Here is a 24131-nt window from a genome sequence, read left to right on the forward strand (position 1 = left end):
TTTTAACGGGGACGATACGATATTGTGGCGGGAAATCGCGGGGTTAGCAAAAGGTCTGCGTGCGAAAAAGCCGGGCGATGCCCGGCCAGAAAGGTTAGCTGTCGCTATGAATATTCAGCGCCCGACGCGTACGCCCTGAACTCAGGTACTCGGCAATATAGTCCTGCGAAATCTCGCCGTTGTAGCGACCGTCCTCATCCACGATCGGCATCCAGCTGGTATTACTCTCATACAGACGTGAAAGCACCACGCGCAGGTTGTCTTCCGCCTTGCCGGTCATGCGGAACGGATGCAGGATGTCGGCGCAGGTACCGCTGGCGTTACGCGCTTCGCGACGCTTCACAAAGCCCAGCGGTTTGCCGTGCTCGTCAACCACCGTAACGGCCCGAATGTCATTATCATCCATGGTCGCAAAGGCGTCGGGAAGCGGAGTAGAGCCCCGCACCGTAATGGTCGGCTGCTGGTCGGTGACGTCGCCCGCCGATACCAGCAGCAGACGCTTCAGGGTGCGGTCCTGACCGACAAACGAGCCGACAAACTCGTTCGCCGGTTTCGCCAGCAGCTCATCCGGGCTGGCGCACTGCACGATTTTCCCCTGACGGAACACCGCAATACGGTCGCCGAGCTTCAGGGCTTCGTCGATATCGTGGCTGACCAGCATGACGGTTTTTTTCAGCTTGCGCTGCATCTCCAGGAACTGGTTCTGGATCACCTCGCGGTTGATCGGGTCCACCGCGCCGAAGGGTTCATCCATCAGCAGTACCGGAGGATCCGCCGCCAGGGCGCGGATGACGCCGATACGCTGCTGCTGGCCGCCGGACATCTCGCGCGGGTAGCGGTTGAGGAACTTATGCGGATCCATCGCCACCATATCCATCAGCTCTTCGGCGCGGGTTTTGCAGCGCGCTTTATCCCAGCCCAGCATGCGCGGCACGACGGTGATGTTCTCTTCGATGGTCATGTTCGGGAACAGGCCAATCTGCTGGATAACGTAGCCAATGTTGCGGCGCAGGGTGACGGTGTCCATCCCGCTGGTGTCTTCACCGTTGATCAGGATCGTCCCGCTGCTCGGGGTAATGAGGCGGTTAATCATCTTCAGGGTGGTGGTCTTCCCGCAGCCGGACGGGCCGAGCAGGACGCACATTTCCCCTTCGGGCACGGTCAGGTTGACGTTGTCGACGGCCTTAAAGGTCTGGCCGTGCTTCTGTGAAAATTGTTTGGTGAGGTTTTCCAGTTTTATCATTATCGAATCCCCTTTGGAGTCAGAACCACCTGCAGACGGTGCAGCAGCCAGTCGAGCACAATCGCTAAAAGACAAATCATCAGCGCGCCCGCAATCAACATGCGAATATCGCTTCCACCGATGCCGTTGAGCAGCAGCAGGCCCAGACCGCCCGCGCCGATCACGGCGGCAATCGCCATCACGCCGATATTCATCACCACGGCGGTGCGGATCCCGCCGAAAATCACCGGCAGCGCCATCGGGATCTCGACCCAGCGCAGACGCTGCCAGAAGGTCATGCCGATGCCGCGTCCGGCTTCGCGCAGGCCCGGCGGCAGGCTGTCGAGCGCCGTATGGGTATTACGCACAATCGGCAGCAGCGAGTAGAGAAACACCGCCGTAATGGCGGGCAGGGCGCCAATACCCTGACCGATCAGCGAAAACAGCGGGATCATCAGGCCAAACAGGGCGATGGACGGAATGGTCAGCACGATGGTGGCAATCCCCAGCACCGGCGTTGCCAGCCACTTATGGCGGACAATCAGAATGCCCAGCGGTACGCCGATGATGATGGCTAAACCTACGGCCAGCGCCACCAGCCACAGGTGCTGAAGGGTGAGGGTTAAGAGGTAATCCCAGTTGTCGAGAATGTAGTGAATCGTCTCCATAGCGCCTCCTACAGCAGCTGTTTGCTACGCAGGAAATCGCGGGCGACCTGCTGCGGTGACTGATGGTCGATATCCACCTTCTTGTTCAGCTCGGTGATAACGTCGTTGTTGAGCTGCGCCGAGAGGGTGTTGAGCGCCTCTTCCAGACCGGGGTTGGCCTCCAGCGTGTCCTTACGCACCACCGGCGTCACCGCGTAGCTCGGGAAGAAGCCTTTATCGTCTTCCAGCACCTTGAGGTCGAAGCCTTTTACGCGCCCGTCGGTGGTGTAAATCAGGCCGGCGTCGACGAAGCCGTCGCGCACCGCGTTATAGACCAGACCGGGGTCCATCTGACGGATTTGCGGGCGGTCCAGATCCATCTTGTAGGCCGCCTGCAGCGGCTTCATGCCGTCGCTGCGCCCGGCAAATTCCAGGTCTAATCCCAGCAGCCAGTTTTTGTCCGGGTTGGTTTTACGGATCTGCTCAATCTTCGCCACCATCTCCGACATGGTGTTGATGTGTTCCGCCTCGGCGCGCTTGCGCTGCATGGCGAAAGCGTAGGTGTTGTTCATGTCGGCGGGCTTGAGCCAGACCAGACCGTGCTTTGCGTCCAGGCGTTTCACCGTCTCGTAAGACTCCTGCGGCGACATGCGCTTGTTGATATGGTTAAAGATAATCAAGGACGTGCCGGTGTACTCCCAGGTCATGTCAATCTGCTTGTTGATCATCGCGTTGCGGGAGATCACCGTGGCAATGTTGGTTTGCGGCTGGACCTGAAAACCTTTCTTTTGCAGGTACTGCACGGTCATCGCCGAGAGAATATGCTGCTCGGTAAAGCTCTTGGTCGCCAGAATCAGCGGGGCCGCCATCGCCTGGCTGGTGAACAGCGCCGCGGCACACAGCGCCGTCAGGCCGGAAAACAGTCTCATAAAAGCTCCTTGTTATAGTTATCGAGCGAGATGGGGACTCATTACGCGACCCAGCGCCGCCAGCAGGGTGTCGAGGATCAGGGCGAACAGGGCGGTGGCCGCCGCGCCGAGGATCAGGGTCGGGAAATCGTTCAGGTAAATACCGGGGAAAATCAGCTCGCCGTAGCTGCTGGCGCCAATCAGGAACGCCAGCGGCGCGGTACCGACGTTAATGGCGGTGGCGATGCGGATCCCCGAGAGCATGACCGGCCAGGCGGCTGGCAGTTCAACCTGACGCAGACGCTGCCATTTGGTCATCCCGATGCCGTTTGCCGCTTCCAGCAGCGACGGCGGTACCGAGCACAGCCCGGCGTAGGTATTGCGCACGATCGGCAGCAGCGAGGCGAGGAACAGGGCGATGATGGCGGGCGTATCGCCGATGCCAATCACCACCATCGCCAGCGCCAGTACGGCCAGCGGCGGGAGCGTGTTGCCGACGTTAAAAATTTGCATCACATATTCGGCGATACCCCGCGCGGCCGGGCGGCTCAGCAGAATGCCGGCTGGAATACCGACCAGCAGGGCAAAAAACATCGATGAGAAAACCAGAATCATGTGCTGTTGCCCGAGATAAACCAGGTCAACCTGGCGCGCCTTAATCGTCTCCATCCCGATACCCCAGACGAGGAGGGCGAGGACCACGATAATAGCGCCGACAAACAGCAGCGAACGTTTGAGTAATGGGTGCATTGCGGTGTGTCTCCCTGTGCGCATGCGTTATAGCAACCACCGGTTGCCTGTTGTTATGCCATGTTTCGGCAGGGGTATTTCACCTATAGCAAGCGTTTGGGAAGGGTTCCAGCGAAGTGGTAAAATCAGTAACCCTATGAAAACAGTGACAACCTTGGGTTAGGCCTTATGGCATAAGGGCTGATTGAGGGTCAGACAGAATAGTCCTAAAGCGAATTTTTAGATGTGACAGTGTCACATCTAAAGGGCTCATACGCCGGATATCAGACATTATCTTCACAGAGAGGCACGAACCCGTCGAACCCGCGTCGAGACGGTGATAATTGAAACGATAGCGACCACGGCGAGCATCAACCCGAGCGCCAGCATGGCGTTAAACCCGATCCATCTGAACAGCAGCAGCCCCGCGATGCCGCCCGAAATAAACGAGAAAAGGGTGGTTAAGTGGGTTGTCAGCTGACTTTTTTGCGCCGCCGTATCTTTGGAGTAATCCCTGCGCAGCATCGCCACCAGTACCGAGGCCAGGGATATCCCCGCGTCCGTCAGCGTGCCGGTAATGTGCGTCGATCTCACCCGTCCGCCTGAAAGCTGCGTGGAGGTGGAGTTATGAATGCCCATTAGTCCGCACAGAAAAAGAATAATCACGCGGTTGCTGGTGAGGGCATGAAAATACATCTCGTAGAAGGAGACGCCGGTCAGTAATAACCCTTCGACAAACAGGATCTGGCAAAAAACCAGCCTGACGTTATGGATAATTCCCCATATCACAATCATGCGCGCAACAATGGCGCCTGCGACAAAAGAGAGAATAATCGAGCCGAAGAAAATCATATCGCTCAGATCGGTGGAAGAGACTTCGCTCGATAACTGGGAGGTGTTGCCGGTCATGTGTGAGGGGAAAAAACCAAATGCCCCGAGAGCGATGGCATTCAGCAAACCTGCCGAGGTCGCCAGCCAGAGAGCAAGCCGGCGATCCTCCTTATGCGTTCGTTCTTTCTTGAGTCTAATCAGCAAGAATACCTCCAGATTGAGCTTTGCCTGAATATTCAGGCTAGCAAAGCGGCGCAACGGGCTGTCCAGGATATGGCTTAATTATTATTCCCTCTGACGACTTTCAGGGTTTAGTAATTAATTAAAATATCCTTACTCAAAATGGGGTCGAGGGTAATGACTCCAACTTATTGATAGTGTTTTATGTTCAGATAATGCCCGATGACTTTGTCATGCAGCTCCACCGATTTTGAGAACGACAGCGACTTCCGTCCCAGCCGTGCCAGGTGCTGCCTCAGATTCAGGTTATGCCGCTCAATTCGCTGCGTATATCGCTTGCTGATTACGTGCAGCTTTCCCTTCAGGCGGGATTCATACAGCGGCCAGCCATCCGTCATCCATATCACCACGTCAAAGGGTGACAGCAGGCTCATAAGACGCCCCAGCGTCGCCATAGTGCGTTCACCGAATACGTGCGCAACAACCGTCTTCCGGAGCCTGTCATACGCGTAAAACAGCCAGCGCTGGCGCGATTTAGCCCCGACGTATCCCCACTGTTCGTCCATTTCCGCGCAGACGATGACGTCACTGCCCGGCTGTATGCGCGAGGTTACCAACTGCGGCCTGAGTTTTTTAAATGGCGGAAAATCGTGTTGAGGCCAACGCCCATAATGCGGGCGGTTGCCCGGCATCCAACGCCATTCATGGCCATATCAATGATTTTCTGGTGCGTACCGGGTTGAGAAGCGGTGTAAGTGAACTGCAGTTGCCATGTTTTACGGCAGTGAGAGCAGAGATAGCGCTGATGTCCGGCAGTGCTTTTGCCGTTACGCACCACCCCGTCAGTAGCTGAACAGGAGGGACAGCTGATAGAAACAGAAGCCACTGGAGCACCTCAAAAACACCATCATACACTAAATCAGTAAGTTGGCAGCATCACCGGGGTCGAGAATACTTTAAATCATGCCGTTATTTCCGTGACGCAAAAACGCCGGTCGCTGGTTAAGGCGTTCAAACCAGGCCTCAATCGCGGGCACGTCGGGCTTATCAAAGGGCGTCATTTTCCAGCGATTCACCGACAGCCCAAGCACCACGTCCGCAAGGGTAAACGTCTCGCCTGCCGCAAAGGTGCCGGTGCGCTGCAGCTGGTTTTCCAGAATGGTGATGCAGTGGTTCCACTCTTTTATTCCCGCCGCAATACGTTCTGGATCGTTAAAGTCCGGGTTTTTACGCCCCAGCGCCGGGAAGACATAGCGCCAGGCGTTGTTAAATTCGGTTGCCTGCCAGTCCATCCAGCGCTCAACGTTGGCGCAGGCCTGCGGTTCTGCGGGCAGCAGATCGTGACGTCCGGCCTTGCGCGCCAGGTAACGGCAGATGGCGTTGGACTCCCACAGAACGAAATCGTCATCGATCAGCACCGGCACCATGGCGTTGGGGTTCAGCGCGCGGAAGGCATCCGTTTCCGTTGAGGCAAAACCGCTGCCGTAATCTTCCTGTTGATATTCGAGGCCTGCTTCTTCGCAGGTCCAGAGCACTTTACGCACGTTGATGGAAGTGGTTTTGCCGAGGATGGTGATCATTGCGCAGGTGTCCTTTAGAGGAATGAATTGTCTAAAAACAATACACCAGTTGAACGGGGAAGGTTGGGGCAAAATTTAGTGGGATGTACAGTCTTACCCAATCGACCACTTCCGGCGATGCCGATCTTTTTGCCGTCGCTGACAACTGCGCCGCGCTCATACCGCAGGAGTTGTCGATGGTACCAAACCAGCGACCATCGTTTTCCTGCCAAAAAATATAAATCCCGCGCAGGGAATTCCAAAAAATGATTTGTGTGTAATTGACATCCTTTATTGGACACAAAACCGCTCCAATATTGCCGCATATTTATCTAATATCAATCTATATGGAATTATATTTATAAATGATACGATGTTACAGCAAAAAATAACAGAAATTATACTTTATGAACCTCGGCCACTGTTTCGCAATGCGGCCAAAAACAGCATCCAGGCCGTCAATGGCTCTCTGTTAGAGATTGAACCAGATGCGCTATTAGAAGAGGTGCCTCCCTTTACTGATCAAGCGTCTTTATTCGCTGCAGGCCTTAGTGGTGCCGGTGAGGAAATATATTCGCTATTACGGTTAATTCACCATCTAATAATGCAGGGAAAAGAAATTATCGTATGGGTCGCAAAACGGGATGACCTGCTTATCAGACTGATGTACCAGCTTGGTGTACAGACGCTACTCTGCGAAAATTATTTGGAAGAAGAACTCGCTCAGCGCATGTTATCCAAAAATTTCAGTTCAGAATATTTGCCTTTACGCTCTCCGCAAATAAATAACATGAATAGAATAAATAGGCTCACACACTCTGAACTGAATATTCTTATCGACTGCGCCCGAGGTCTGAGTGCCTATGAGATCGCCAGTCTGCGCCATATGGGATATAAAACGGTCTTCACCCATAAACAAAACATCCGGTTGCGTCTGAGCCTGCAAAAGTCAGCCAGTTGGCTGGATCTGCTTAATCGTTTGGATCAGATCTATTCAGTCTGAACATCTGGAGAACTATGTTTACTTTTACTGTTTGTTCCCGTGTGGTTCATCCGACTCTACTGAACGGGTTTCTATCCAGCCTGAAGGCTTTTCGCGAACAAAATCCCGAATGGAATTATGAAGTTGTTCGGCATGATAATGCACATCTGACTTTGCTTGATTTCACTGCATATGACACGCTTACTGATATCTCCGCCGCGGAGTACGAAAGTCTCTGCCGGCCAGGTGAAGGAACTGCTCTGGTTATGCTCTCTGCATGTCAGGAGAAGCTGGCGCATCAGCTCATGAGGTCATACCGATGTTCACTGCTTTGTGTGGATGAACGTCTGCTTGAACTGCGTGAGCTAATAAAACACAGTTTGAAAAAACAACGTTATATCAGTGCTCACTTCCTGCGACTGCAGGAGCAGGAGAATAATATAACCGACGGTATGATTTTTACCGATGCAGAAAAAAAAGTACTTATTGGCCTGAAAAGCGGTAAAACCGGGATTGAATTATCACGCGAAATGTTTCGAAGTCAGAAAACGATCAGTACCCATAAGCGAAAGATTATGTTTAAGCTGGGGGTCAAGAATGATCTGCAACTTCGCAAAGCGATACAAAAGCTCCAGCCGCCGCAATGATGCGGCGGCTGTTCTTACGTCAGGTAATTTATCCTCCGGTATTTTTTGTCAGATGTAACGGCCTAGTGTTAATTATCCGTTAAAAGCGTTTAATATTTTTCAGGCAATTTATTAATTTTTATCAGAATACCTCGATTGATCTCAATATAACCACCGATACGCAAATCGCCCAGTATTTTAATAACACGACTGCGTGAAAGTCGGGTTTTTTCGAGAATATAATCACTGACGTTGATATAAGCACTCAACGCCTCATCTTCATTCATCAGGGCAATCAAATTCAGTATTGTCAACTAACTGCCGAGGCAGTATCGATAATTCCTGTTTTCCCGCCTTCCTGATCACAGAAAGGAAGAATGATGAGGTGGGGGGATTTGTGCACGTCGTTGTTAAGGTTTTTCACTACCGCCTCAATTAAATACGGTGCACTGAACGGGTTGCGCACGATTAATGAAACTTCTTTTTTTGCTGCTTTATCTAAAAACGGGTGCCGCGAAAATTGACAGTGTCGAAGGTATTATGAATGAGGGCAATAGCAACGCAGCCAGTTAATATAGGTAATGTGGCTTTCAATCCTGACTCCACAATAATTAATTGAAACAAATTCCGTAATATTATTATCTGGAGCTCCTTGCAGATCTTAAAAGATGATACTGAGGAAGTTAAAAAAGTCTCTTTTGTAAGTCCTTAAAAGGATTGTGTTCTGGTTGTTACATCAGACTAAATTTCTTTATTTGTCCGCTATTATCATAAAACCGTGTTTATGAACCAACCTGATGTATCTGCAGGCAGGGCTCTTTGGTTGCTGGATTGCGATGGGTTGCTGAGGTGAGGGCGGCAGGAGCGGGGGAGAAAGCTGGCTGCGCAGGAACGTGTTATCTTTTTGTGCATGCGGAAGCTTTGTAAAAGGACGTTATCTTTGCAGGCTTTTCGTAAAAAAAACCGGGCATAACATCATGCCCGGTTTTCGTTCGTGTCATTTATTACCAGGTGTAGCCGACACCGGCATTCAGCATCCACGGTGACTCATAGTTATCCTGACCTTTGGCATAGTTCGCCCCGGCCCAGCCGCTCAGGTTTTTGGTGAGTTTCACATCCGCGCCCAGGCCAACGATGCCGCGTGAACCGTCGGTGCTGTCGTTGATTTTCTCGCCGTTGATGTCCATCGTGTTGCCGTTCTCGGTTTCACCCGCAACGGCCAGATGCACATACGGACGGACCTCGGTGCCATTGTTCAGCGCCATCGCCATACCGGCATTCACACCGCCTTCCAGACCCAGTGACGTGCTGCCGTCATCTTTCGTGTGCAGGCCATTTTTCAGCTTGTAGTCGACGCTGTTATAGCGTGCATATGAAATCTGGGCATAAGGTTCGATATACCAGGCATTAAACTGCTTGTGGTAGCCCGTTTTGAAAGCCCCGCCGAAGCCATTGTTGTTATAGTCACCGGTAGTATGACCGCCGTCCAGAGACGTCACGCTGATGTCGTTTTTCAGGTGCGTACCCTTGATGCTGGCATCAAAGAACAGACCGTTGTTCAGACGCAGTGAGGTATACAGTGAGGCGCCGTAGCTGTCGACATCTGTGCCTGCACTGCCGCCGTCATGCATGTTCACATCCGAATACCCGCGGGTGGCGGCAAAACCGAACAGCAGGTTGCCCGGGGCGATATCGACACGCTTGTCAGCACCTAACATAAAGCCGTTGTTGGTCTGATCGTAGGCAGTACTGGTCTGCTCCATCTGCTGACGGTGGTAGCCGCCGTAGTAGCTGCCCCAGGCGTTCACCGTGCCGTCGCTGCTGCCGGTGAGGCGCTCGTGATCCAGACGGCGGTTCAGCGCATCCTGTTCGTCGCTCCAGATGCTCATCGCTGCCGCACGGGTATTCACCGCAGCCTGCGCGGCGGTCGAGAGCGTGCGCGAATTCGGGTTCGGGTTTGGGTTCGGGTTCGGGCCAGGCGTCGGTTCTGGCGTCGGTTCTGGCGTAAAGTTATCGAGGATCACGCTGGTTGACCCGTCAGCGTTAGCCACGCTGTGTGATTCGTAACGGTAAACCCCGACATCGTTCTGCATGGAGTTGAAGGTCGCACCGGAACCGTCCGTCACCTGAACAATGGTGTTGCCGGTCATATCGCCCGCTGCACCGCTGGAGTTGGAGGTCACGCCGGCATTGAAGCTGCCGGTGGCCTTGTCGGCCGTGAGCACGTAGGCTGAACCGGTTTCCGCGTTGTACGTGGAGTAAATAGTTGACGCCGTCGGGCTGGCCGCCGCCAGCAGCGTGGTCGGTGCGCTGTCGGAAAGACTTGCGGTGTGGATATTCCCGCCGTCCATGACGATGTTGCTGGCACCGGTCAGGCTGATGGCATCGACATCCGTGGCCGCGTTGTTGATCCAGGTTGAGCCGTTGCTGATATTCAGCGCCAGCGCGCCGGTACCGGTTTTCCCGGCACTGCCGTTCCAGGCTGAGCTGTCGATGTTCACCGACTGGTCAGCACCTGAAGAGCTGGTGATGGCGCCGGAAAGGGTGGAGCCGCTGAAACCGACCGTATTCACCGCACTGGTACCGGAAATCTTCAGCAAATTGGTTTTGCCGGTGACGGTCGAATCTTTCACGTTGATGGTGCTGCCAGTGGTATCCCCTTTAAGGATGATGGCTTTATCACCTTCGATCGTTGACCCGGCGCTAGAATTTAACGTGAAACCGCCGCCCAGTGAAATACCATTGCCGGTCGAGGAACGTACCGTGGAGCCATCAATATTGATAATATTATTTTCATTATCAGAATCCTCAGTGGCTATCCCATTTTTAGCCCCGAATACAGTGGTGCCATTAGACAGCGTTACATTGGTATTTTTATTACCGGATGCTGTATAATAAACACCTGTATCATCGCCATTTATAGTTGTGTTAGAAATGTTATAAGCGCTTCCGTTATTTTGTGTTAATCTTAAGCCAGACTGAGCTGAAATAGTGGAGTCCGTGATATCCATTATACCGGAATAACCACCATTGGACGAGATGCCGCGATCGTCCGATTTAATCGTGCTGTTAGTGATATGGACAACACTACTCCCTTCGCTCATAAATACGGCCGCGTCGCCATAACCGCCACCGCTGGCCTCTATCAGGGAATTAGAAATATCTATATTGCTGCCACTTTTTCCCGTTGCTTCCCAAACATACACTCCGTTTTTCCCACCCTTGATTGTTGAGTTTTCAACCTTCAGGTTCGCGTTAGCCTGACCATTAACATTATTACGGACGAATAAACCGGTTTCCACGCCTTCAACATACGCGTTATCCGTGACGTTAACCGCAGCCCCTGTGGAGCTGGCAACATCTATACCAATTTTTCCACCAGAAATAGTGGTCCCTGTACCGCTGACATTCAGTGTTGCGCCTTTCGTAGGATCTGTAAGATTAATGGTTACACTATCTTTATCAGGGGCATTACTTATTTTGCTACCGCCATTGATATTGGCAGTGACACCAGCAGTGTCTATCAGCACGCCATCAGTAACATTTTTACCTGTAACATCGGTATCGGCACTGATGGTTTGTGCAGATGCGCAGGAACCCCAGGAATAAAGGGCGCCTAAAATAACAATATTAATTGCCTTGATTTTTGGTTTAAAACTATTTGGAGACTGCTGTTTTGCGTTTGCCATAATGCACCATAGATAATAATTTCGCCATAAAAATGGCACCGATATATTGCGGCGAGCAATATTAATTGCGGCCGACTAAAAAGTTGGCAAATTTTACTTACAATTAAAAAGAAACACTCAGAAAAAAAAGTCCACTTTAGTACTTTTTCCCCTAAAAGGTCAGATGATTGTTACAAGCGACTCATAGGGTTGTCGTTTTTTGACGTTATTACCCTGGGTTTATCCAGGTAACAGGATTGCACTTTAATGCGAAAATGATGTTAATATTTCTTTAATAAAACGAAAATAAAAAGAAAAATTCCGTTCAGAATAAACTGAACGGCATCTATTATTACGGGACGCATTACAGGTTCTATTATTAACCCGGAAAGGTGCGATAGAGCTGATTCGGCACCGAACGCGCTAAACGCCGGGCGACCTCATTAAGCATTTGAACTCACGGTACAAAGCGCACTGCAGCAGAAAAAATGTCTGCTTTGAACGAAAAGTTGACGTGTAAGCTGGCGTCCTGTCCTCTCGGGAGAAACGGGATACAGAGCGCGTCGTCATGGCCTGTGGTAGAAGAATTCCCGCCCTGATCGAGCGGGGGGGGGCATATTCCGGTTTTGTCCTCACCTGCCACTCCCCTTTAGCGTGTTACAGGGCTGAGACGAGGTTTCTGAAGAGGCAATTTTTGAATCACAGATCCTGATGATTTTCGCCTTCATTTCCTGGCGCACGCCATCTCCTTATTTATGTTCTGAATATGAAACAATGACATTGTTACCATCAACCAGCAGTGGATCCCGACAGACAGCAAAAAAGCCGTAAGCAGTTATCTGCTTACGGCGCCGGGATCGGTGATGGTTTTTCTGACAATCAGGCCGCTTTCACGGCCCTGATTTTTTTCGTGTCAGCCACATCGGATTCTGTTTTACCCGCTGCAGCTGAAGCATTGAGATCGGGAAGCTTGCTGGTACGCAGAATATGCTGCACGGTATCTTTCTGCTCGGCGAGATACAGGCCAAGATTTTCAGCCTGCGTTTCATCCATTTGCATTCCGCTTTGCAACAGCCAGTCGGTGAACGCGTCTGCCATATCGAGCAGCTTGTCGTGAGCGTCAGCCTCTTTCTTACTGGCAAATGTCATTTTCTCTTCACCTTTTCTAACGACAACAAATTTTGTTTCAACAGCCATCGTGCACCTCGCTATACTGTATTTATATACAGTATAGCAGCTCCCGATAGAAGTTGCAGCAAAATATGCATTACTGGCAAAGCTGCTGCGATTCCGGGCCACCCACACTCCGCCGCCACGCCCCGGGCGCCTGACCATACTGACGCTTAAAGCTGCGGTTGAAGGACTGCTGGGAATCGAAGCCCAGCGCGATCGCCACGTTCAGAATCGGCTCATCGCTGCGGGTTAGGCGCTCAACCGATTTTTGCAGCTTTTGCGCACGGATATACCCGGCGAGGGGATAGCCCGTATGCTCTTTAAACAGGCGCTGGAGGTGCCATTTTGAGTAGCCGGATCGCCTGGCAACGGACTCAATGTCCAGACGGCTATCCAAGTTGTTGTCGATCCAGTCGAGTAAATCATGCATAAATGCGCCAGTGTTCATCGGGTTACTCCCACGCTGCCTGTTAAAAGGTATCTTTGTCTGTTGCATTAAAAGGTGGCGCGTTTTTGTATTAATTGCAAGTTTTATTGTTGCATTTAAATCCCTGACCGAAACGGGTCTTTTCACATACGCTCAAATAGCACATAAAGTGCAACAATTATTCTTGCACTTAGTTAAGCGCCTTCCTACAATCGCCGCGATAGTGTATTCGCAACTGTTACAGTTTTGTGGCGATGAACGACACAAATGGCCTTGAGACAGCCACCGGACAAAGGAAGTGGCGCAGTGCCTCCTGCTGCGTCTTGCCCGGCGGCGACAATTACCGGAATAAAAATAATGAGCCTGCAAAAAAACTGGGGTAACTTTCATCTGAACGCGCTGGGGATCATGTTGCTCTCCGTGCTGCTCGTCGGATGCGACAACAGCGTCGCGCAAAACGCCGCGCCGCCTGCGCCCGCCGTCAGCGCTGCTGACGTGGTGGTGAAATCCATTAGCCAGTGGGATAGCTTTAACGGCCGGATTGAAGCGGTGGAGAGCGTTCAGCTCCGTCCGCGCGTGTCCGGCTACATTGATAAAGTGAATTACACCGACGGCCAGGAAGTGAAGAAGGGCGAGGTGCTGTTCACGATTGATGACCGAACCTATCGCGCGGCGCTGGAACAGGCGCAGGCGAACCTGGCGAGAGCTAAAACGCAGGCCAGCCTGGCGCAGAGTGAGGCTAACCGTACCGATAAGCTGGTCAATACCAACGTTGTCTCCCGTGAAGAGTGGGAGCAGCGTCGTTCGGCCGCCACTCAGGCGCAGGCCGATATTCGTGCCGCGCAGGCGGCAGTTGACGCCGCGCAGCTCAACCTGGACTTCACCAAAGTCACCGCGCCTATCGACGGTCGCGCCAGCCGGGCGCTGATCACCAGCGGCAACCTGGTGACTGCGGGCGACACCGCCAGCGTTCTTACCACGCTGGTCTCGCAGAAAACGGTTTACGTCTACTTTGACGTGGACGAGTCGACCTACCTTCACTACCAGAATCTGGCCCGCAGCGGGCAGGGGGCGTCCAGCAATCACACGGCGCTTCCGGTTGAGATTGGCCTGACGGGCGAGGAGGGCTATCCCCATCAGGGCAAGGTGGACTTCCTTGATAATCAGCTGACGCCGAGTACCGGCACCATCCGCATGCGCGCGCTGCTGGATAACGCCCAGCGTCAGTTCACGCCGGGACTTTTTGCCCGCGTCCGCCTGCCGGGCAGCGCGGAGTTCAAAGCCACGCTTATCGACGACAAAGCGGTGCTGACCGATCAGGATCGTAAGTACGTTTATATCGTCGATAAAGAGGGGAAAGCGCAGCGCCGTGACATTACGCCGGGCCGTCTGGCCGACGGTTTACGCATCGTGCGGCAGGGGCTGAACCCTGGCGATAAAGTCATCGTCGAGGGTTTACAGAAAGTGTTTATGCCGGGGATGCCGGTTAACGCGAAAACCGTTGCCATGACCGCCACCAGCGCCCTCAACTGATCCCTTGACCTGAGAATCCTATCCATGGACTTTTCCCGCTTTTTCATCGACAGGCCGATCTTTGCCGCGGTGCTGTCGATTCTGATTTTTATCACAGGGTTAATCGCCATCCCGCTACTGCCGGTGAGCGAATATCCTGACGTCGTGCCGCCAAGCGTGCAGGTGCGCGCGGAGTACCCGGGCGCTAACCCGAAAGTGATTGCCGAGACGGTGGCGACGCCGCTGGAAGAGGCGATCAACGGCGTTGAGAACATGATGTACATGAAGTCCGTTGCGGGCTCCGACGGCGTGCTGGTCACCACCGTCACCTTCCGTCCGGGAACCGACCCGGATCAGGCGCAGGTGCAGGTGCAAAACCGCGTCGCGCAGGCCGAAGCGCGTCTGCCGGAAGACGTGCGGCGCCTGGGCATTACCACCCAGAAACAGTCCCCGACGCTAACGCTGGTGGTGCATCTGTTTTCGCCCAACGGTAAGTACGACTCCCTGTATATGCGTAACTACGCCACGCTGAAGGTGAAGGACGAGCTGGCGCGCCTGCCCGGCGTCGGCCAGATCCAGATTTTCGGCTCGGGTGAATACGCAATGCGCGTCTGGCTGGATCCCAACAAGGTGGCGGCCCGCGGGCTGACCGCGTCGGACGTGGTGACGGCGATGCAGGAGCAGAACGTGCAGGTGTCCGCCGGGCAGCTTGGCGCCGAGCCGCTGCCGAAAGAGAGCGATTTCCTGATCTCTATTAACGCCCAGGGGCGTCTGCATACCGAAGAAGAGTTCGGCAATATTGTCCTGAAAACGACGCAGGACGGTACGGTGGTCCGCCTGCGCGACGTGGCGCGTATCGAAATGGGGTCCGGCAGCTATGCGCTGCGTTCCCAGCTGAACAATAAAGACGCGGTCGGGATTGGTATCTTCCAGTCGCCTGGGGCGAACGCCATTGATTTGTCTAACGCGGTGCGCGCGAAAATGGACGAACTGTCCACGCGCTTCCCGGCGGACATGAAGTGGGCGGCACCTTACGATCCAACCGTTTTCGTGCGCGATTCGATCCGTGCGGTGGTGCAAACGCTGCTGGAAGCGGTGGTGCTGGTGGTGCTGGTGGTGATCCTGTTCCTGCAAACCTGGCGTGCGTCGATCATTCCGCTGATCGCGGTGCCGGTTTCGGTGGTGGGTACCTTCAGCATTCTCTACCTGCTCGGCTTCTCGCTGAATACCCTGAGCTTGTTCGGGCTGGTGCTGGCCATCGGCATCGTGGTGGACGACGCCATCGTGGTGGTGGAAAACGTCGAGCGAAACATAGAAGAGGGGCTTGCTCCGCTTGCGGCGGCGCATCAGGCGATGCGCGAAGTGTCCGGGCCGATTATCGCGATTGCGCTGGTGCTGTGCGCGGTGTTTGTGCCGATGGCGTTTCTCTCGGGCGTTACCGGTCAGTTCTACAAGCAGTTTGCGGTGACGATCGCGATTTCCACGGTCATCTCCGCCATTAACTCGCTGACGCTCTCTCCGGCGCTGGCGGCACTGCTGTTAAAACCGCACGGCGCGCCGAAAGATTTCCCGACCCGGCTTATCGATCGTCTGTTCGGCTGGATTTTCCGTCCGTTTAACCGCTTTTTCCACCGCAGCTCGAACGGCTATCAGGGGCTGGTGGGCAAAACGCTGGGACGACGCGGCTCGGTATTTGTGGTGTATCTGCTGCTGCTCTGTGCCGCTGGCGTGATGTTTAAAGCGGTGCCCGGCGGGTTTATTCCGACGCAGGATAAGCTGTACCTGATTGGCGGCGTGAAGATGCCGGAAGGTTCGTCGCTGGCGCGCACCGACGCGGTGATCCGCAAAATGAGCGAAATCGGGATGAATACCGAAGGCGTGGACTACGCGGTGGCGTTCCCGGGGCTTAACGCGCTGCAGTTCACCAATACGCCGAATACCGGAACGGTCTTCTTTGGCCTGAAGCCGTTCGACCAGCGCAAACATACTGCGGCGGAAATAAACGCGGAGATTAACGCGAAAATCGCGCAAATTCAGGAAGGCTTTGGCTTCTCCATCCTGCCGCCGCCGATTTTAGGGCTGGGTCAGGGGTCGGGCTATTCTCTGTACATCCAGGACCGCGGCGGTCTGGGGTATGGCGCGCTGCAAAACGCGGTGAACACCATGTCCGGCGCGATTATGCAGACCCCGGGAATGCACTTCCCGATTTCAACCTACCAGGCTAACGTTCCGCAGCTGGACGTGCAGGTCGACCGTGACAAGGCGAAAGCGCAGGGCGTATTGCTGACCGATCTTTTCGGTACGCTGCAAACCTATCTGGGCTCGTCGTACGTGAATGACTTCAACCAGTTCGGCCGTACCTGGCGCGTGATGGCGCAGGCCGACGGGCAGTTCCGCGACAGCGTTGAAGATATTGCGAATTTACGCACCCGTAATAGTCAGGGCGAAATGGTGCCGATTGGCAGTATGGTGAAAATCACGACCACCTACGGGCCGGATCCGGTGATCCGTTACAATGGCTACCCGGCGGCGGATCTGATTGGCGATGCCGACCCGCGCGTGCTCTCGTCTTCACAGGCGATGACGCAGCTGGACGCCATGTCTAAGCAGATCCTGCCAAACGGGATGAACATTGAATGGACGGACCTGAGCTTCCAGCAGGCGACGCAGGGCAACACGGCGCTGATCGTCTTCCCGGTCGCGGTGCTGCTGGCCTTCCTGGTCCTGGCGGCACTGTATGAAAGCTGGACGCTGCCGCTGGCGGTGATCCTCATCGTGCCGATGACGATGCTCTCCGCGCTGTTTGGCGTCTGGCTGACCGGTGGCGATAACAACGTCTTCGTGCAGGTGGGGCTGGTGGTGCTGATGGGGCTGGCGTGTAAAAACGCGATTCTTATCGTGGAGTTTGCTCGCGAGCTGGAAATTCAGGGCAAAGGCATTATGGAAGCCGCGCTGGAGGCGTGCCGCCTGCGTTTACGTCCGATTGTGATGACCTCCATCGCCTTTATTGCCGGGACTATTCCGCTGATCCTCGGCCACGGCGCGGGCGCAGAAGTGCGCGGCGTCACCGGGATCACGGTCTTCTCCGGGATGCTGGGCGTGACGCTGTTTGGTCTATTCCTGACGCCGGTGTTTTACGTGACGCTGCGTAAATTCGTGACGCGCGGGAAAAAAGAGGAAAGGGACGTTCTGCCCGCATAGGAACGCTGCAGATAATAAAAAACCGCCTTCATTGTGAAGGCGGTTTTTTTACATCTGAATGTAGGCCGGGTTAGCGCAGCGCCACCCGGCAAGTTCGCTAAGACGTTTTTTGATACTGGGCAATAAGGTCCGGAAGGGGATCCCATCCGCTGCTATCGGCGTTTTTAACCGCTTCCAGGGCGCTTGCCACGGTATGGCGGGCCAGTACGGCTAACGAAGCCTCCTCGGCTTCTTCGGATATCGATTTGAAGTACCAGCAGGCGTTAGCGCTGACCACGCAGCGGGCCGGCACGTCAGGGCGCGAGGCCCACAGCTTTTTATCTTCGATGACCGAAAGGTAGATGTCGCGCAGGGTGATCTCTTCCGGCGGGCGACCAAGATGAATTGAGCCGTTACGGCCAAGCGTTGAGACGATGATGCCGTCACGCGTCAGCGGAACCATCAATTTGCGGATGAAGCTCGGGTTCGCTTCCAGGCCGTAGGCCAGAATCGCACTCGTGGAACGTTCACCCAATTGCTCCGCCATCGCTACGCTGAGAACCATCTGCAAAGCTGTCGGGAAGCGGTAATCTAACATTTTTCTGTCCTGGGTTGCGGTGAATCTTGTTCTTTTTGGCACCGCAGAGGTGAATAAGCAATAAACAACAATATAACAAATACGGTAATTATTTTGAAGCAATCTGCGGCATTTGCGATCGAACTCCCTGTTCTGATTTAGCAAAACGTGCGGTTCGGGAAGTCAACCGTCACCATCAGGCCACCTTCAGCGGATGTACTCAGGTTTACGCTGCTGTTGTGTTGCTGCGCCACCGCTTTGACGATGGCAAGCCCCAGCCCGCTCCCGCTTTGCACCTGATTGGGGTCACGGAAAAACCGGTCGAACACGCGCTCGCGCAGTTCAACCGGGATACCGGGCCCTGCATCTGAAACGCGAAGCCGCGCGAAGCCATCTGCTATGCAGACATCGACCTGAATCCGCCCGCCCTCGGGACTGTACTTCACGGCGTTCTCAATGAGGTTATCAATAAGCGACACCAGGCGTTCCCTGACGCCGGGGATCCAGATGTCATCCTCGGCGAAGAATTCCAGCTCAATCCTGCGCGCAGACGCCAGCGGTTCCAGCTCGGCCATTCGCTCCTGGATGAGCGTCGTCAGCGGCACGGTCTCCATTTCCGTATCAATGCGCGCTTCGCTGTGCATCATCAGCAGCAGCTGGTTGACGAGACGCGCTGCCCGGCTGTTGCTGCGAATCACCCCCGCAAGCAGTTCCTGCTGGCTCTCACTGATGACCCAGGACTGCAGCGCTTCCACGTTGATGCGCATCGCCGCGAGGGGCGTACGCAGCTCGTGCGCGGCATCCGCAATGAAAACCCGTTCCCTTTCCGCGCTTTCGCGCACCCTGGCAAGGAAGTCATTGATCGCATCCACCATCTGGCGAAGCTCCCTGTGTCCGGGAACGGCTTTTAAAGGGGAGAGATCGTCAGGCGTGCGTAGCGTAATTTCATTGACCACCTTGTTCCAGGGGCGCATCGCAATGCGGATTGACAGCCACGCGGGAAACAGAAGAAAAGGGAAGCAGACCAGCAGCGGCATGATGTAGTAGCCGCGCGAGTTCAGGTAGATAAAGAAGTTCCAGCCGCCGGCCGGGGTGAAAAGGGTAACCTCCACGTCGGAATGAGCGGATTTAAGGGTTCGGCTGGTCCAGGTACGACCATCGCTCTGAACACGCTGCATTTCCCCAAACCGGGTGTTGGTTACCCCCGTTGGCGCATCAGGCGATGAAAAAATAATCGCGTTATTTTTGCGCACGATGAAGTTGATTGACAGCGCGGGATCTTCGCCGCCGCCATAGCCCTCACGCAGCGCCTTGCTAAAGGCTTCCAGCACCGCGGTGCGATCCTGCGGGTGTTCGTCCATCCGCTCGACCAGGATAAAAAGGGTGTCGTAGGTATGACTGCCCGTAAGGATGGGAGGGCTGCGCAGGTCCTCCCACAGAATAAAGGTTAAAAATAGACACCACAGCAGGGTAAGCAGCAGCAACTGGGCGATAATAATTCGCCGTACCAGCGTTGGGCGTCTCAGGTGGTACCAGACGTTTTGCATTACCCGGACACCTTCTGGACTGAAACGGTATCAATGACATACCCGACGCCCCGCACCGTTCGCACATAGCCATCGCCAATTTTTCGCCGCAAATTTCCCATATGCACGTCGAGCGCATTGCTGAGGTTCTCTTTGTTACCGAATATCCGTTCTTCCAGAAACCGTCGCGTAATCACGCGGTCAGCGCGCAGCATCAGCGTTTCCAGCAGCGCATATTCACTCGCCGTCAGGTCTACGTGGCGCGCGCTCACCGTCACGCGGCGCGTCGGAACATGAAGCGATAGGCCCCGAATTTCTATCGCCTCATTCTCGAAACCGTAGCTGCGCCGCGCCAGGGCTCTCACCCGCGCCAGCAGCTCGGCGAGAATAAATGGCTTGACGAGATAGTCGTCCGCACCGGCATCCAGCCCGCTCAGCCGATCCTGCAGCGTGCCTCGCGCCGTCAGAATGATGACCGGGATCCCCTTGAGCTGCTGACGCAAACGCGCCATCAGGCTCATGCCGTCGCCGTCGGGCAGCCCCAGGTCGAGCAAAATAAGTTCCGGCACGCAGACGTCCAGCTGATGCAGCGCATCCTCTTTGCGGCGTACCCATATGACGTCAAACCCTTGATCGGAGAGGGCGATACGTACGCCGTTGCCGAGATCCAGGTCGTCTTCGATTAGTAAAATTTTCACACTGGCAACTGTATCAACCGTGAATGAAGAACATCTTAAGAAAAAAACGGTATCAGGAAACCTGCCCGGTTTACAGCGTCTGCTCGCGCTTCAGTGTTTCTTCATGTTCGGCTCATAAGAACCTTAGGGTCGGTATTCAAAATGGGCGTTCTGGCGGTTAACCGCATGCATCGTCATCATTTGAATCCAGAAGGGCTTCTTTAATGAGAAACATCGAACTGCGTCATACGTTTCCCCATTTACTTCCGGGCCGCAGCCTGAAAAACCTCGTGCCGGGCGTCGTTCTGGCGTTACTGGCTACGCCCGTACTGGCGGCAGAACAGAGCCAGGGTAACGTCTTAACCCTGGGGGGCGGCGTGGACGTCGCGCCGCGCTACTCGGGTTCCGATAAAACCCGCGTTTCCGCAGCTCAGGTGGTGGAGTACGCCATGGCAAACGGCTTCTTTATCGGCACCACGCGAGGGATCGGTTACGGCAACAACTTTGGCAATCTTGATTACAGCGCCGCGCTGAGCTATCGAGTTGGGCGTAAAGATAAAGACGTGAGCAGCGATTCCATCAGCTCCGGCAGCGACGAGCTGCGGGGAATGGGCGAGATAAAAGGCTCGGCAATCGTTGTGCCCGGGCTTGAGTACAGGGTGACCGACTGGCTTCACCTGCAGCTGCAGGCAGAGGTTCCGGTTTCTGAGAGGGACAACGGTGAAGCGGTGCATTTCGGCATTTCCAGCCCGTTCTATACCTCACCCAAAAATGAGGTGACGCTGGCGCTGACCGGCAGCTGGGGATCCGACAAGTACATGCAGACCTACTATGGGGTCAGCGCCGCTCAGTCGAGCGCATCGGGTTTTGCCCGACATGACGCCGGGGCCGGGATTTATAGCTACTCGATGAATCTGGACTGGACCCACAGGCTCACCTCGCGCTGGAGCGTCCTTGCCTCAGCGGGCGTTACGCAGCTGACGGGGGATGCGGGTGATAGTCCCATTGTGCAACGCAAAACATCGCCCACGGGGAGTTTGAAGGTGACGTACAGTTTTTGATTGTGGGCCGCGGTGGCTTAACGTTTTGAGCACGCACTTGCGGTAATTAAAGCCGCTCCGGTTGAGATGGCGGGGCGGTTCCCTTTGCAGACAGTTACAGCACTGCACACGTGGTTGACGGATTTATCTAAAGCTCCATTGTGCCGTAATGACAAACACGGAAGGTATGATAATGCCCACATCCATTCCAAAATAAGACGTAAAATTATACTGGAGCCCATGATATATATAGGGCGAAAATCCTATCCCTGTTGCTTTTTTAAAATCATGGTATGAACCATGGTCACCACAATCATCGAAAGTATCAAAGAAAAATTCACCTACATATCCATAGATTCCTTTAAAAACCCAACCGTTATCCCATCCAGCCCAGTCTCTTCTTACGCCGGCTGCCAGGCATCTGTCATTAAAGCTGTTTTTCATTGTCCCTAGCACAAGACTGTATTTCGACGTATCCGATAATTTCCTCTCCACGGATATGAACTTATTTTCAAAGTTCTCCGTGTATTGTCCTCGATTATGCGTCAGATGATAAACGTATGAGCCGGTGTTTATTGAATACAGATTTATTTCATCTGCAGAGCAATACAACGTAAAAAGATAAAAACTTCCGCACCACAGCCATGTGGGGCATCTTTTCCGAACTGTCTGCTTATGTGGAATATTATCCATATTCGCTCACTTTGGCTAACGTACTGAAATTATAAGGACTGTTTTCGGTCTTCAGCTGGATAAATTTTAGGGAAGGTGCGAATAAGCAGGTCATTTCTTCCCAAGCTGACTCGCTGATTAAAATTTCGCGGATCTGGGCCGATTTTTTTCCCGCAAACACATCGAATCAGCCTATTTAGGCTATTTTTTCCACCATTTCTGGCGTTATTTCCGGTTTTTACTGAGATCTCTCCCACTGACGTATCATTTGGTCCACCCGAAACAGGTTGGCCAGGGTGAATAACATCGCCAGTTGGTTATCGTTTTTCAGCAGCCCCTTGTATCTGGCTTTCACGAAGCCGAACTGCCGCTTGATGATGCGAAACGGGTGCTCCACCCTGGCACGGATGCTGGCTTTCATGTATTCGATGTTGATGGCCGTTTTGTTCTTGCGCGGATGCTGCTTCAAGGTTTTTACCCTGCCGGGACGCTCGGCGATCAGCCAGTCCACATCCACCTCGGCCAGCTCCTCGCGCTGTGGCGCTCCCTGGTAGCCGGCATCGGCTGAGACAAATTGCTCCTCTCCATGAAGCAGATTACCCAGCTGATTGAGGTCATGCTCGTTGGCCGCGGTGGTGACCAGGCTGTGGGTCAGGCCACTCTTGGCATCGACACCAATGTGGGCCTTCATGCCAAAGTGCCACTGATTGCCTTTCTTGGTCTGATGCATCTCCGGATCGCGTTGCTGCTCTTTGTTCCTGGTCGAGCTGGGTGCCTCAATGATGGTGGCATCCACCAAAGTGCCTTGGGTCATCATGACGCCTGCTTCGGCCAGCCAGCGATTGATGGTCTTGAACAATTGACGGGCCAGTTGATGCTGCTCGAGCAGGTGGCGGAAATTCATGATGGTGGTGCGATCCGGCAGGGCGCTATCCAGGGATAATCGGGCAAACAGGCGCATGGAGGCGATTTCGTACAGGGCATCTTCCATGGCACCGTCGCTCAGGTTGTACCAATGCTGCATGCAGTGAATACGCAGCATGGTCTCCAGCGGATAGGGCCGTCGGCCATTGCCCGCCTTGGGATAAAACGGCTCGATGACAGCGGTCATATTCTGCCATGGCAGAATCTGCTCCATGCGGGAGAGGAAAATCTCTTTTCGGGTCTGACGGCGCTTAGTGCTGAATTCACTATCGGCGAAGGTGAGTTGATGGCTCATGATGTCCCTCTGGGATGCGCTCCGGATGAATATGATGATCTCATATCAGGAACTTGTTCGCACCTTCCTTAGCATACATACCAAAACTCGAGATATTCACGTCACGGATTGGGGGCTGAAATTACGATAGGACATGTTCTGAGAACCCTTACCCCACGCGCTTACAGGAGTGAAAATCAGCCTTTTACCGCCGCTAAAATCATAGACTCTGAGGTATAATCGCTGTTCAGAAAACGGCAAAGAGGAGGTGGCAAGATGCTGACTTATATCACCATAGGTACAAATGATCTTCAGCGCGCCGTGGCGTTTTATGACGCGATTTTTAACGTGCTTGGCTATTCACGTTTGCCTGCCTGGACCGAGGACTGGGCAATGTGGGGAGATGAAAATAATCCGGATGAGGGGGTTTAGCTTCTGTATTTGTCCTCCATTTGACCGACAACCCGCAACGGCGGGAAACGGGACAATGTTCGCATTCCGTGCAGCTAACGCGGAGCTTGTCAGACGTTTCCATGCGGCAGGCCTTCTTGCGGGAGGGAGGAGTGAAGGCATGCCAGGGACACGAACCGCATACGGCCCCGATTTTTATGTTGCCTATCTGCGCGATCCTGGCGGGCATAAGCTGGCATGCGTTTGTCAGCATTATTCTCCTGAAGCAGATACGTTCCCAGACGAAGAATAGTCACAAGCGGTCGTTTTTGAACTATGTTTAATACCAGTCAGAATAATAAATAGTTCAACTGTTATTAGATTCTGAACAGTGGCGCCTTAATCCG

Annotated in this window: 23 protein-coding genes; 6 read left to right on the plus strand and 17 right to left on the minus strand. The window is 53.9% G+C overall.

The genetic code is table 11. The annotated features are described in order from the left end of the window. Positions 1 to 94: 94 nt before the first annotated feature. The 7 genes from osmV to LBF07_RS22215 all read right to left on the minus strand — a co-directional run bounded on the left by osmV (position 95) and on the right by LBF07_RS22215 (position 6097). Positions 95 to 1243 carry an osmoprotectant ABC transporter ATP-binding protein OsmV gene (osmV, locus tag LBF07_RS22185; protein WP_029739367.1) on the minus strand — a complete coding sequence of 383 codons (1149 nt, stop codon included), beginning with the start codon at positions 1241 to 1243 and terminating at the stop codon, positions 95 to 97. Continuing rightward, positions 1243 to 1890, minus strand: a complete 648-nt coding sequence (gene osmW / locus LBF07_RS22190; RefSeq protein ID WP_006808875.1) for an osmoprotectant ABC transporter permease OsmW — start codon at positions 1888 to 1890, stop codon at positions 1243 to 1245. The genes osmV and osmW overlap by 1 nt, the downstream gene beginning before the upstream one ends. An 8-nt stretch (positions 1891 to 1898) precedes the next feature. Further along, the gene (osmX, locus tag LBF07_RS22195; RefSeq protein ID WP_023327329.1) at positions 1899 to 2798 is read right to left on the minus strand and encodes an osmoprotectant ABC transporter substrate-binding protein OsmX; all 900 of its coding nucleotides are present in this window, start codon (positions 2796 to 2798) and stop codon (positions 1899 to 1901) included. Between the two features lie 18 nt (positions 2799 to 2816). Next, positions 2817 to 3527, minus strand: a complete 711-nt coding sequence (gene osmY, locus LBF07_RS22200; RefSeq protein WP_047061706.1) for an osmoprotectant ABC transporter permease OsmY — start codon at positions 3525 to 3527, stop codon at positions 2817 to 2819. Positions 3528 to 3803: 276 nt separating this feature from the next. After that, the gene (locus LBF07_RS22205) at positions 3804 to 4541 is read right to left on the minus strand and encodes a YoaK family protein (protein WP_094935374.1); all 738 of its coding nucleotides are present in this window, start codon (positions 4539 to 4541) and stop codon (positions 3804 to 3806) included. A 164-nt stretch (positions 4542 to 4705) separates the two neighbouring features. Beyond that, a protein-coding gene (locus LBF07_RS22210; RefSeq protein ID WP_103178130.1) for an IS1-like element IS1B family transposase occupies positions 4706 to 5403 on the minus strand; the annotation gives its coding sequence in 2 pieces (ribosomal slippage) (positions 4706 to 5154 and positions 5154 to 5403; 699 coding nt in all). Positions 5404 to 5473: 70 nt separating this feature from the next. Then, the gene (locus tag LBF07_RS22215; protein ID WP_112778047.1) at positions 5474 to 6097 is read right to left on the minus strand and encodes a glutathione S-transferase family protein; all 624 of its coding nucleotides are present in this window, start codon (positions 6095 to 6097) and stop codon (positions 5474 to 5476) included. A gap of 352 nt (positions 6098 to 6449) precedes the next feature. On the opposite strand from LBF07_RS22215, the gene LBF07_RS22220 reads away from it, so the two are divergent. Continuing rightward, positions 6450 to 7079, plus strand: a complete 630-nt coding sequence (locus tag LBF07_RS22220) for a response regulator transcription factor (protein ID WP_094935335.1) — start codon at positions 6450 to 6452, stop codon at positions 7077 to 7079. Positions 7080 to 7093: 14 nt separating this feature from the next. Further along, a complete protein-coding gene (locus LBF07_RS22225) occupies positions 7094 to 7705 on the plus strand; it encodes a helix-turn-helix transcriptional regulator (RefSeq protein WP_094935334.1) in 612 nt (203 codons plus the stop codon). Between the two features lie 89 nt (positions 7706 to 7794). Here LBF07_RS22225 and LBF07_RS22230 read toward each other — a convergent pair whose 3' ends face one another. The 4 genes from LBF07_RS22230 to LBF07_RS22245 form a co-directional block, all read right to left on the minus strand. Continuing rightward, a complete protein-coding gene (locus LBF07_RS22230) occupies positions 7795 to 7971 on the minus strand; it encodes a helix-turn-helix domain-containing protein (protein WP_094935373.1) in 177 nt (58 codons plus the stop codon). A 717-nt stretch (positions 7972 to 8688) separates the two neighbouring features. Beyond that, complete coding sequence (locus tag LBF07_RS22235; RefSeq protein WP_165356695.1) at positions 8689 to 10317, minus strand: autotransporter outer membrane beta-barrel domain-containing protein; 1629 nt, start codon at positions 10315 to 10317, stop codon at positions 8689 to 8691. Between the two features lie 1914 nt (positions 10318 to 12231). Further along, positions 12232 to 12549, minus strand: coding sequence for a YebG family protein (locus LBF07_RS22240; RefSeq protein ID WP_094935332.1), 318 nt, complete (start codon positions 12547 to 12549; stop codon positions 12232 to 12234). Positions 12550 to 12619: 70 nt separating this feature from the next. Continuing rightward, positions 12620 to 12973 (minus strand): helix-turn-helix domain-containing protein, encoded by a 354-nt coding sequence (locus tag LBF07_RS22245; RefSeq protein WP_033145391.1) that lies wholly within the window; start codon positions 12971 to 12973, stop codon positions 12620 to 12622. Between the two features lie 336 nt (positions 12974 to 13309). On the opposite strand from LBF07_RS22245, the gene LBF07_RS22250 reads away from it, so the two are divergent. Together LBF07_RS22250 and oqxB are read left to right on the plus strand one after the other, a co-directional pair. Then, positions 13310 to 14485 (plus strand): efflux RND transporter periplasmic adaptor subunit, encoded by a 1176-nt coding sequence (locus tag LBF07_RS22250; RefSeq protein ID WP_094935331.1) that lies wholly within the window; start codon positions 13310 to 13312, stop codon positions 14483 to 14485. Between the two features lie 24 nt (positions 14486 to 14509). Then, on the plus strand, positions 14510 to 17665 hold the full coding sequence (gene oqxB / locus LBF07_RS22255) for a multidrug efflux RND transporter permease subunit OqxB (RefSeq protein WP_069302742.1): 3156 nt from the start codon (positions 14510 to 14512) through the stop codon (positions 17663 to 17665). A 97-nt stretch (positions 17666 to 17762) separates the two neighbouring features. Here the strand turns inward: oqxB and LBF07_RS22260 are convergent, their stop codons facing one another. From LBF07_RS22260 to LBF07_RS22270, 3 genes are all read right to left on the minus strand, one after another. Continuing rightward, positions 17763 to 18242 (minus strand): Rrf2 family transcriptional regulator, encoded by a 480-nt coding sequence (locus LBF07_RS22260; protein ID WP_029739386.1) that lies wholly within the window; start codon positions 18240 to 18242, stop codon positions 17763 to 17765. A 137-nt stretch (positions 18243 to 18379) separates the two neighbouring features. Continuing rightward, complete coding sequence (locus LBF07_RS22265) at positions 18380 to 19768, minus strand: HAMP domain-containing sensor histidine kinase (RefSeq protein WP_094935330.1); 1389 nt, start codon at positions 19766 to 19768, stop codon at positions 18380 to 18382. Then, a complete protein-coding gene (locus tag LBF07_RS22270; RefSeq protein ID WP_047061714.1) occupies positions 19768 to 20445 on the minus strand; it encodes a response regulator in 678 nt (225 codons plus the stop codon). Before LBF07_RS22270 ends, LBF07_RS22265 begins: the two co-directional genes overlap by 1 nt. Positions 20446 to 20648: 203 nt before the next feature. Here LBF07_RS22270 and LBF07_RS22275 point away from each other — a divergent pair, with 203 nt between their 5' ends. Then, entirely contained in the window at positions 20649 to 21485 is an 837-nt protein-coding gene (locus tag LBF07_RS22275; RefSeq protein ID WP_094935329.1) for a MipA/OmpV family protein, read from the plus strand. Between the two features lie 123 nt (positions 21486 to 21608). On the opposite strand, the gene LBF07_RS22280 is transcribed toward LBF07_RS22275, so the two are convergent. The 3 genes from LBF07_RS22280 to LBF07_RS22285 are packed head-to-tail and all read right to left on the minus strand — an operon-like array spanning position 21609 to position 23355. Beyond that, entirely contained in the window at positions 21609 to 22157 is a 549-nt protein-coding gene (locus LBF07_RS22280) for a hypothetical protein (RefSeq protein ID WP_224435094.1), read from the minus strand. A gap of 29 nt (positions 22158 to 22186) precedes the next feature. Next, positions 22187 to 22393 carry a hypothetical protein gene (locus LBF07_RS24785; protein WP_354022654.1) on the minus strand — a complete coding sequence of 69 codons (207 nt, stop codon included), beginning with the start codon at positions 22391 to 22393 and terminating at the stop codon, positions 22187 to 22189. Beyond that, entirely contained in the window at positions 22375 to 23355 is a 981-nt protein-coding gene (locus LBF07_RS22285) for an IS5-like element ISKpn26 family transposase (protein WP_016156491.1), read from the minus strand. The genes LBF07_RS24785 and LBF07_RS22285 overlap by 19 nt, the downstream gene beginning before the upstream one ends. Before the next feature lie 255 nt (positions 23356 to 23610). Here LBF07_RS22285 and LBF07_RS22290 point away from each other — a divergent pair, with 255 nt between their 5' ends. Then, on the plus strand, positions 23611 to 23766 hold the full coding sequence (locus LBF07_RS22290) for a hypothetical protein (protein ID WP_165771881.1): 156 nt from the start codon (positions 23611 to 23613) through the stop codon (positions 23764 to 23766). Positions 23767 to 24131 lie beyond the last annotated feature (365 nt).

Origin of the sequence: Enterobacter cloacae complex sp. ECL352, assembly GCF_020149545.1 — a bacterium.
GTDB lineage: Bacteria > Pseudomonadota > Gammaproteobacteria > Enterobacterales > Enterobacteriaceae > Enterobacter > Enterobacter asburiae_B.

Bases quoted from the DNA above. Each gene is read 5' to 3' on its own strand.
- LBF07_RS22285 (WP_016156491.1), bottom strand. From the start codon at position 23,355: ATGAGCCATCAACTCACCTTCGCCGATAGTGAATTCAGCACTAAGCGC.
- osmY (WP_047061706.1), bottom strand. From the start codon at position 3,527: ATGCACCCATTACTCAAACGTTCGCTGCTGTTTGTCGGCGCTATTATC.
- LBF07_RS22240 (WP_094935332.1), bottom strand. From the start codon at position 12,549: ATGGCTGTTGAAACAAAATTTGTTGTCGTTAGAAAAGGTGAAGAGAAA.
- osmW (WP_006808875.1), bottom strand. From the start codon at position 1,890: ATGGAGACGATTCACTACATTCTCGACAACTGGGATTACCTCTTAACC.
- LBF07_RS22230 (WP_094935373.1), bottom strand. From the start codon at position 7,971: ATGAATGAAGATGAGGCGTTGAGTGCTTATATCAACGTCAGTGATTAT.
- osmX (WP_023327329.1), bottom strand. From the start codon at position 2,798: ATGAGACTGTTTTCCGGCCTGACGGCGCTGTGTGCCGCGGCGCTGTTC.
- LBF07_RS22290 (WP_165771881.1), top strand. From the start codon at position 23,611: ATGCTGACTTATATCACCATAGGTACAAATGATCTTCAGCGCGCCGTG.
- LBF07_RS22215 (WP_112778047.1), bottom strand. From the start codon at position 6,097: ATGATCACCATCCTCGGCAAAACCACTTCCATCAACGTGCGTAAAGTG.
- osmV (WP_029739367.1), bottom strand. From the start codon at position 1,243: ATGATAAAACTGGAAAACCTCACCAAACAATTTTCACAGAAGCACGGC.
- LBF07_RS22225 (WP_094935334.1), top strand. From the start codon at position 7,094: ATGTTTACTTTTACTGTTTGTTCCCGTGTGGTTCATCCGACTCTACTG.
- oqxB (WP_069302742.1), top strand. From the start codon at position 14,510: ATGGACTTTTCCCGCTTTTTCATCGACAGGCCGATCTTTGCCGCGGTG.
- LBF07_RS22220 (WP_094935335.1), top strand. From the start codon at position 6,450: ATGTTACAGCAAAAAATAACAGAAATTATACTTTATGAACCTCGGCCA.
- LBF07_RS22260 (WP_029739386.1), bottom strand. From the start codon at position 18,242: ATGTTAGATTACCGCTTCCCGACAGCTTTGCAGATGGTTCTCAGCGTA.
- LBF07_RS22265 (WP_094935330.1), bottom strand. From the start codon at position 19,768: ATGCAAAACGTCTGGTACCACCTGAGACGCCCAACGCTGGTACGGCGA.
- LBF07_RS22250 (WP_094935331.1), top strand. From the start codon at position 13,310: ATGAGCCTGCAAAAAAACTGGGGTAACTTTCATCTGAACGCGCTGGGG.
- LBF07_RS22245 (WP_033145391.1), bottom strand. From the start codon at position 12,973: ATGAACACTGGCGCATTTATGCATGATTTACTCGACTGGATCGACAAC.
- LBF07_RS22280 (WP_224435094.1), bottom strand. From the start codon at position 22,157: ATGGATAATATTCCACATAAGCAGACAGTTCGGAAAAGATGCCCCACA.
- LBF07_RS22275 (WP_094935329.1), top strand. From the start codon at position 20,649: ATGAGAAACATCGAACTGCGTCATACGTTTCCCCATTTACTTCCGGGC.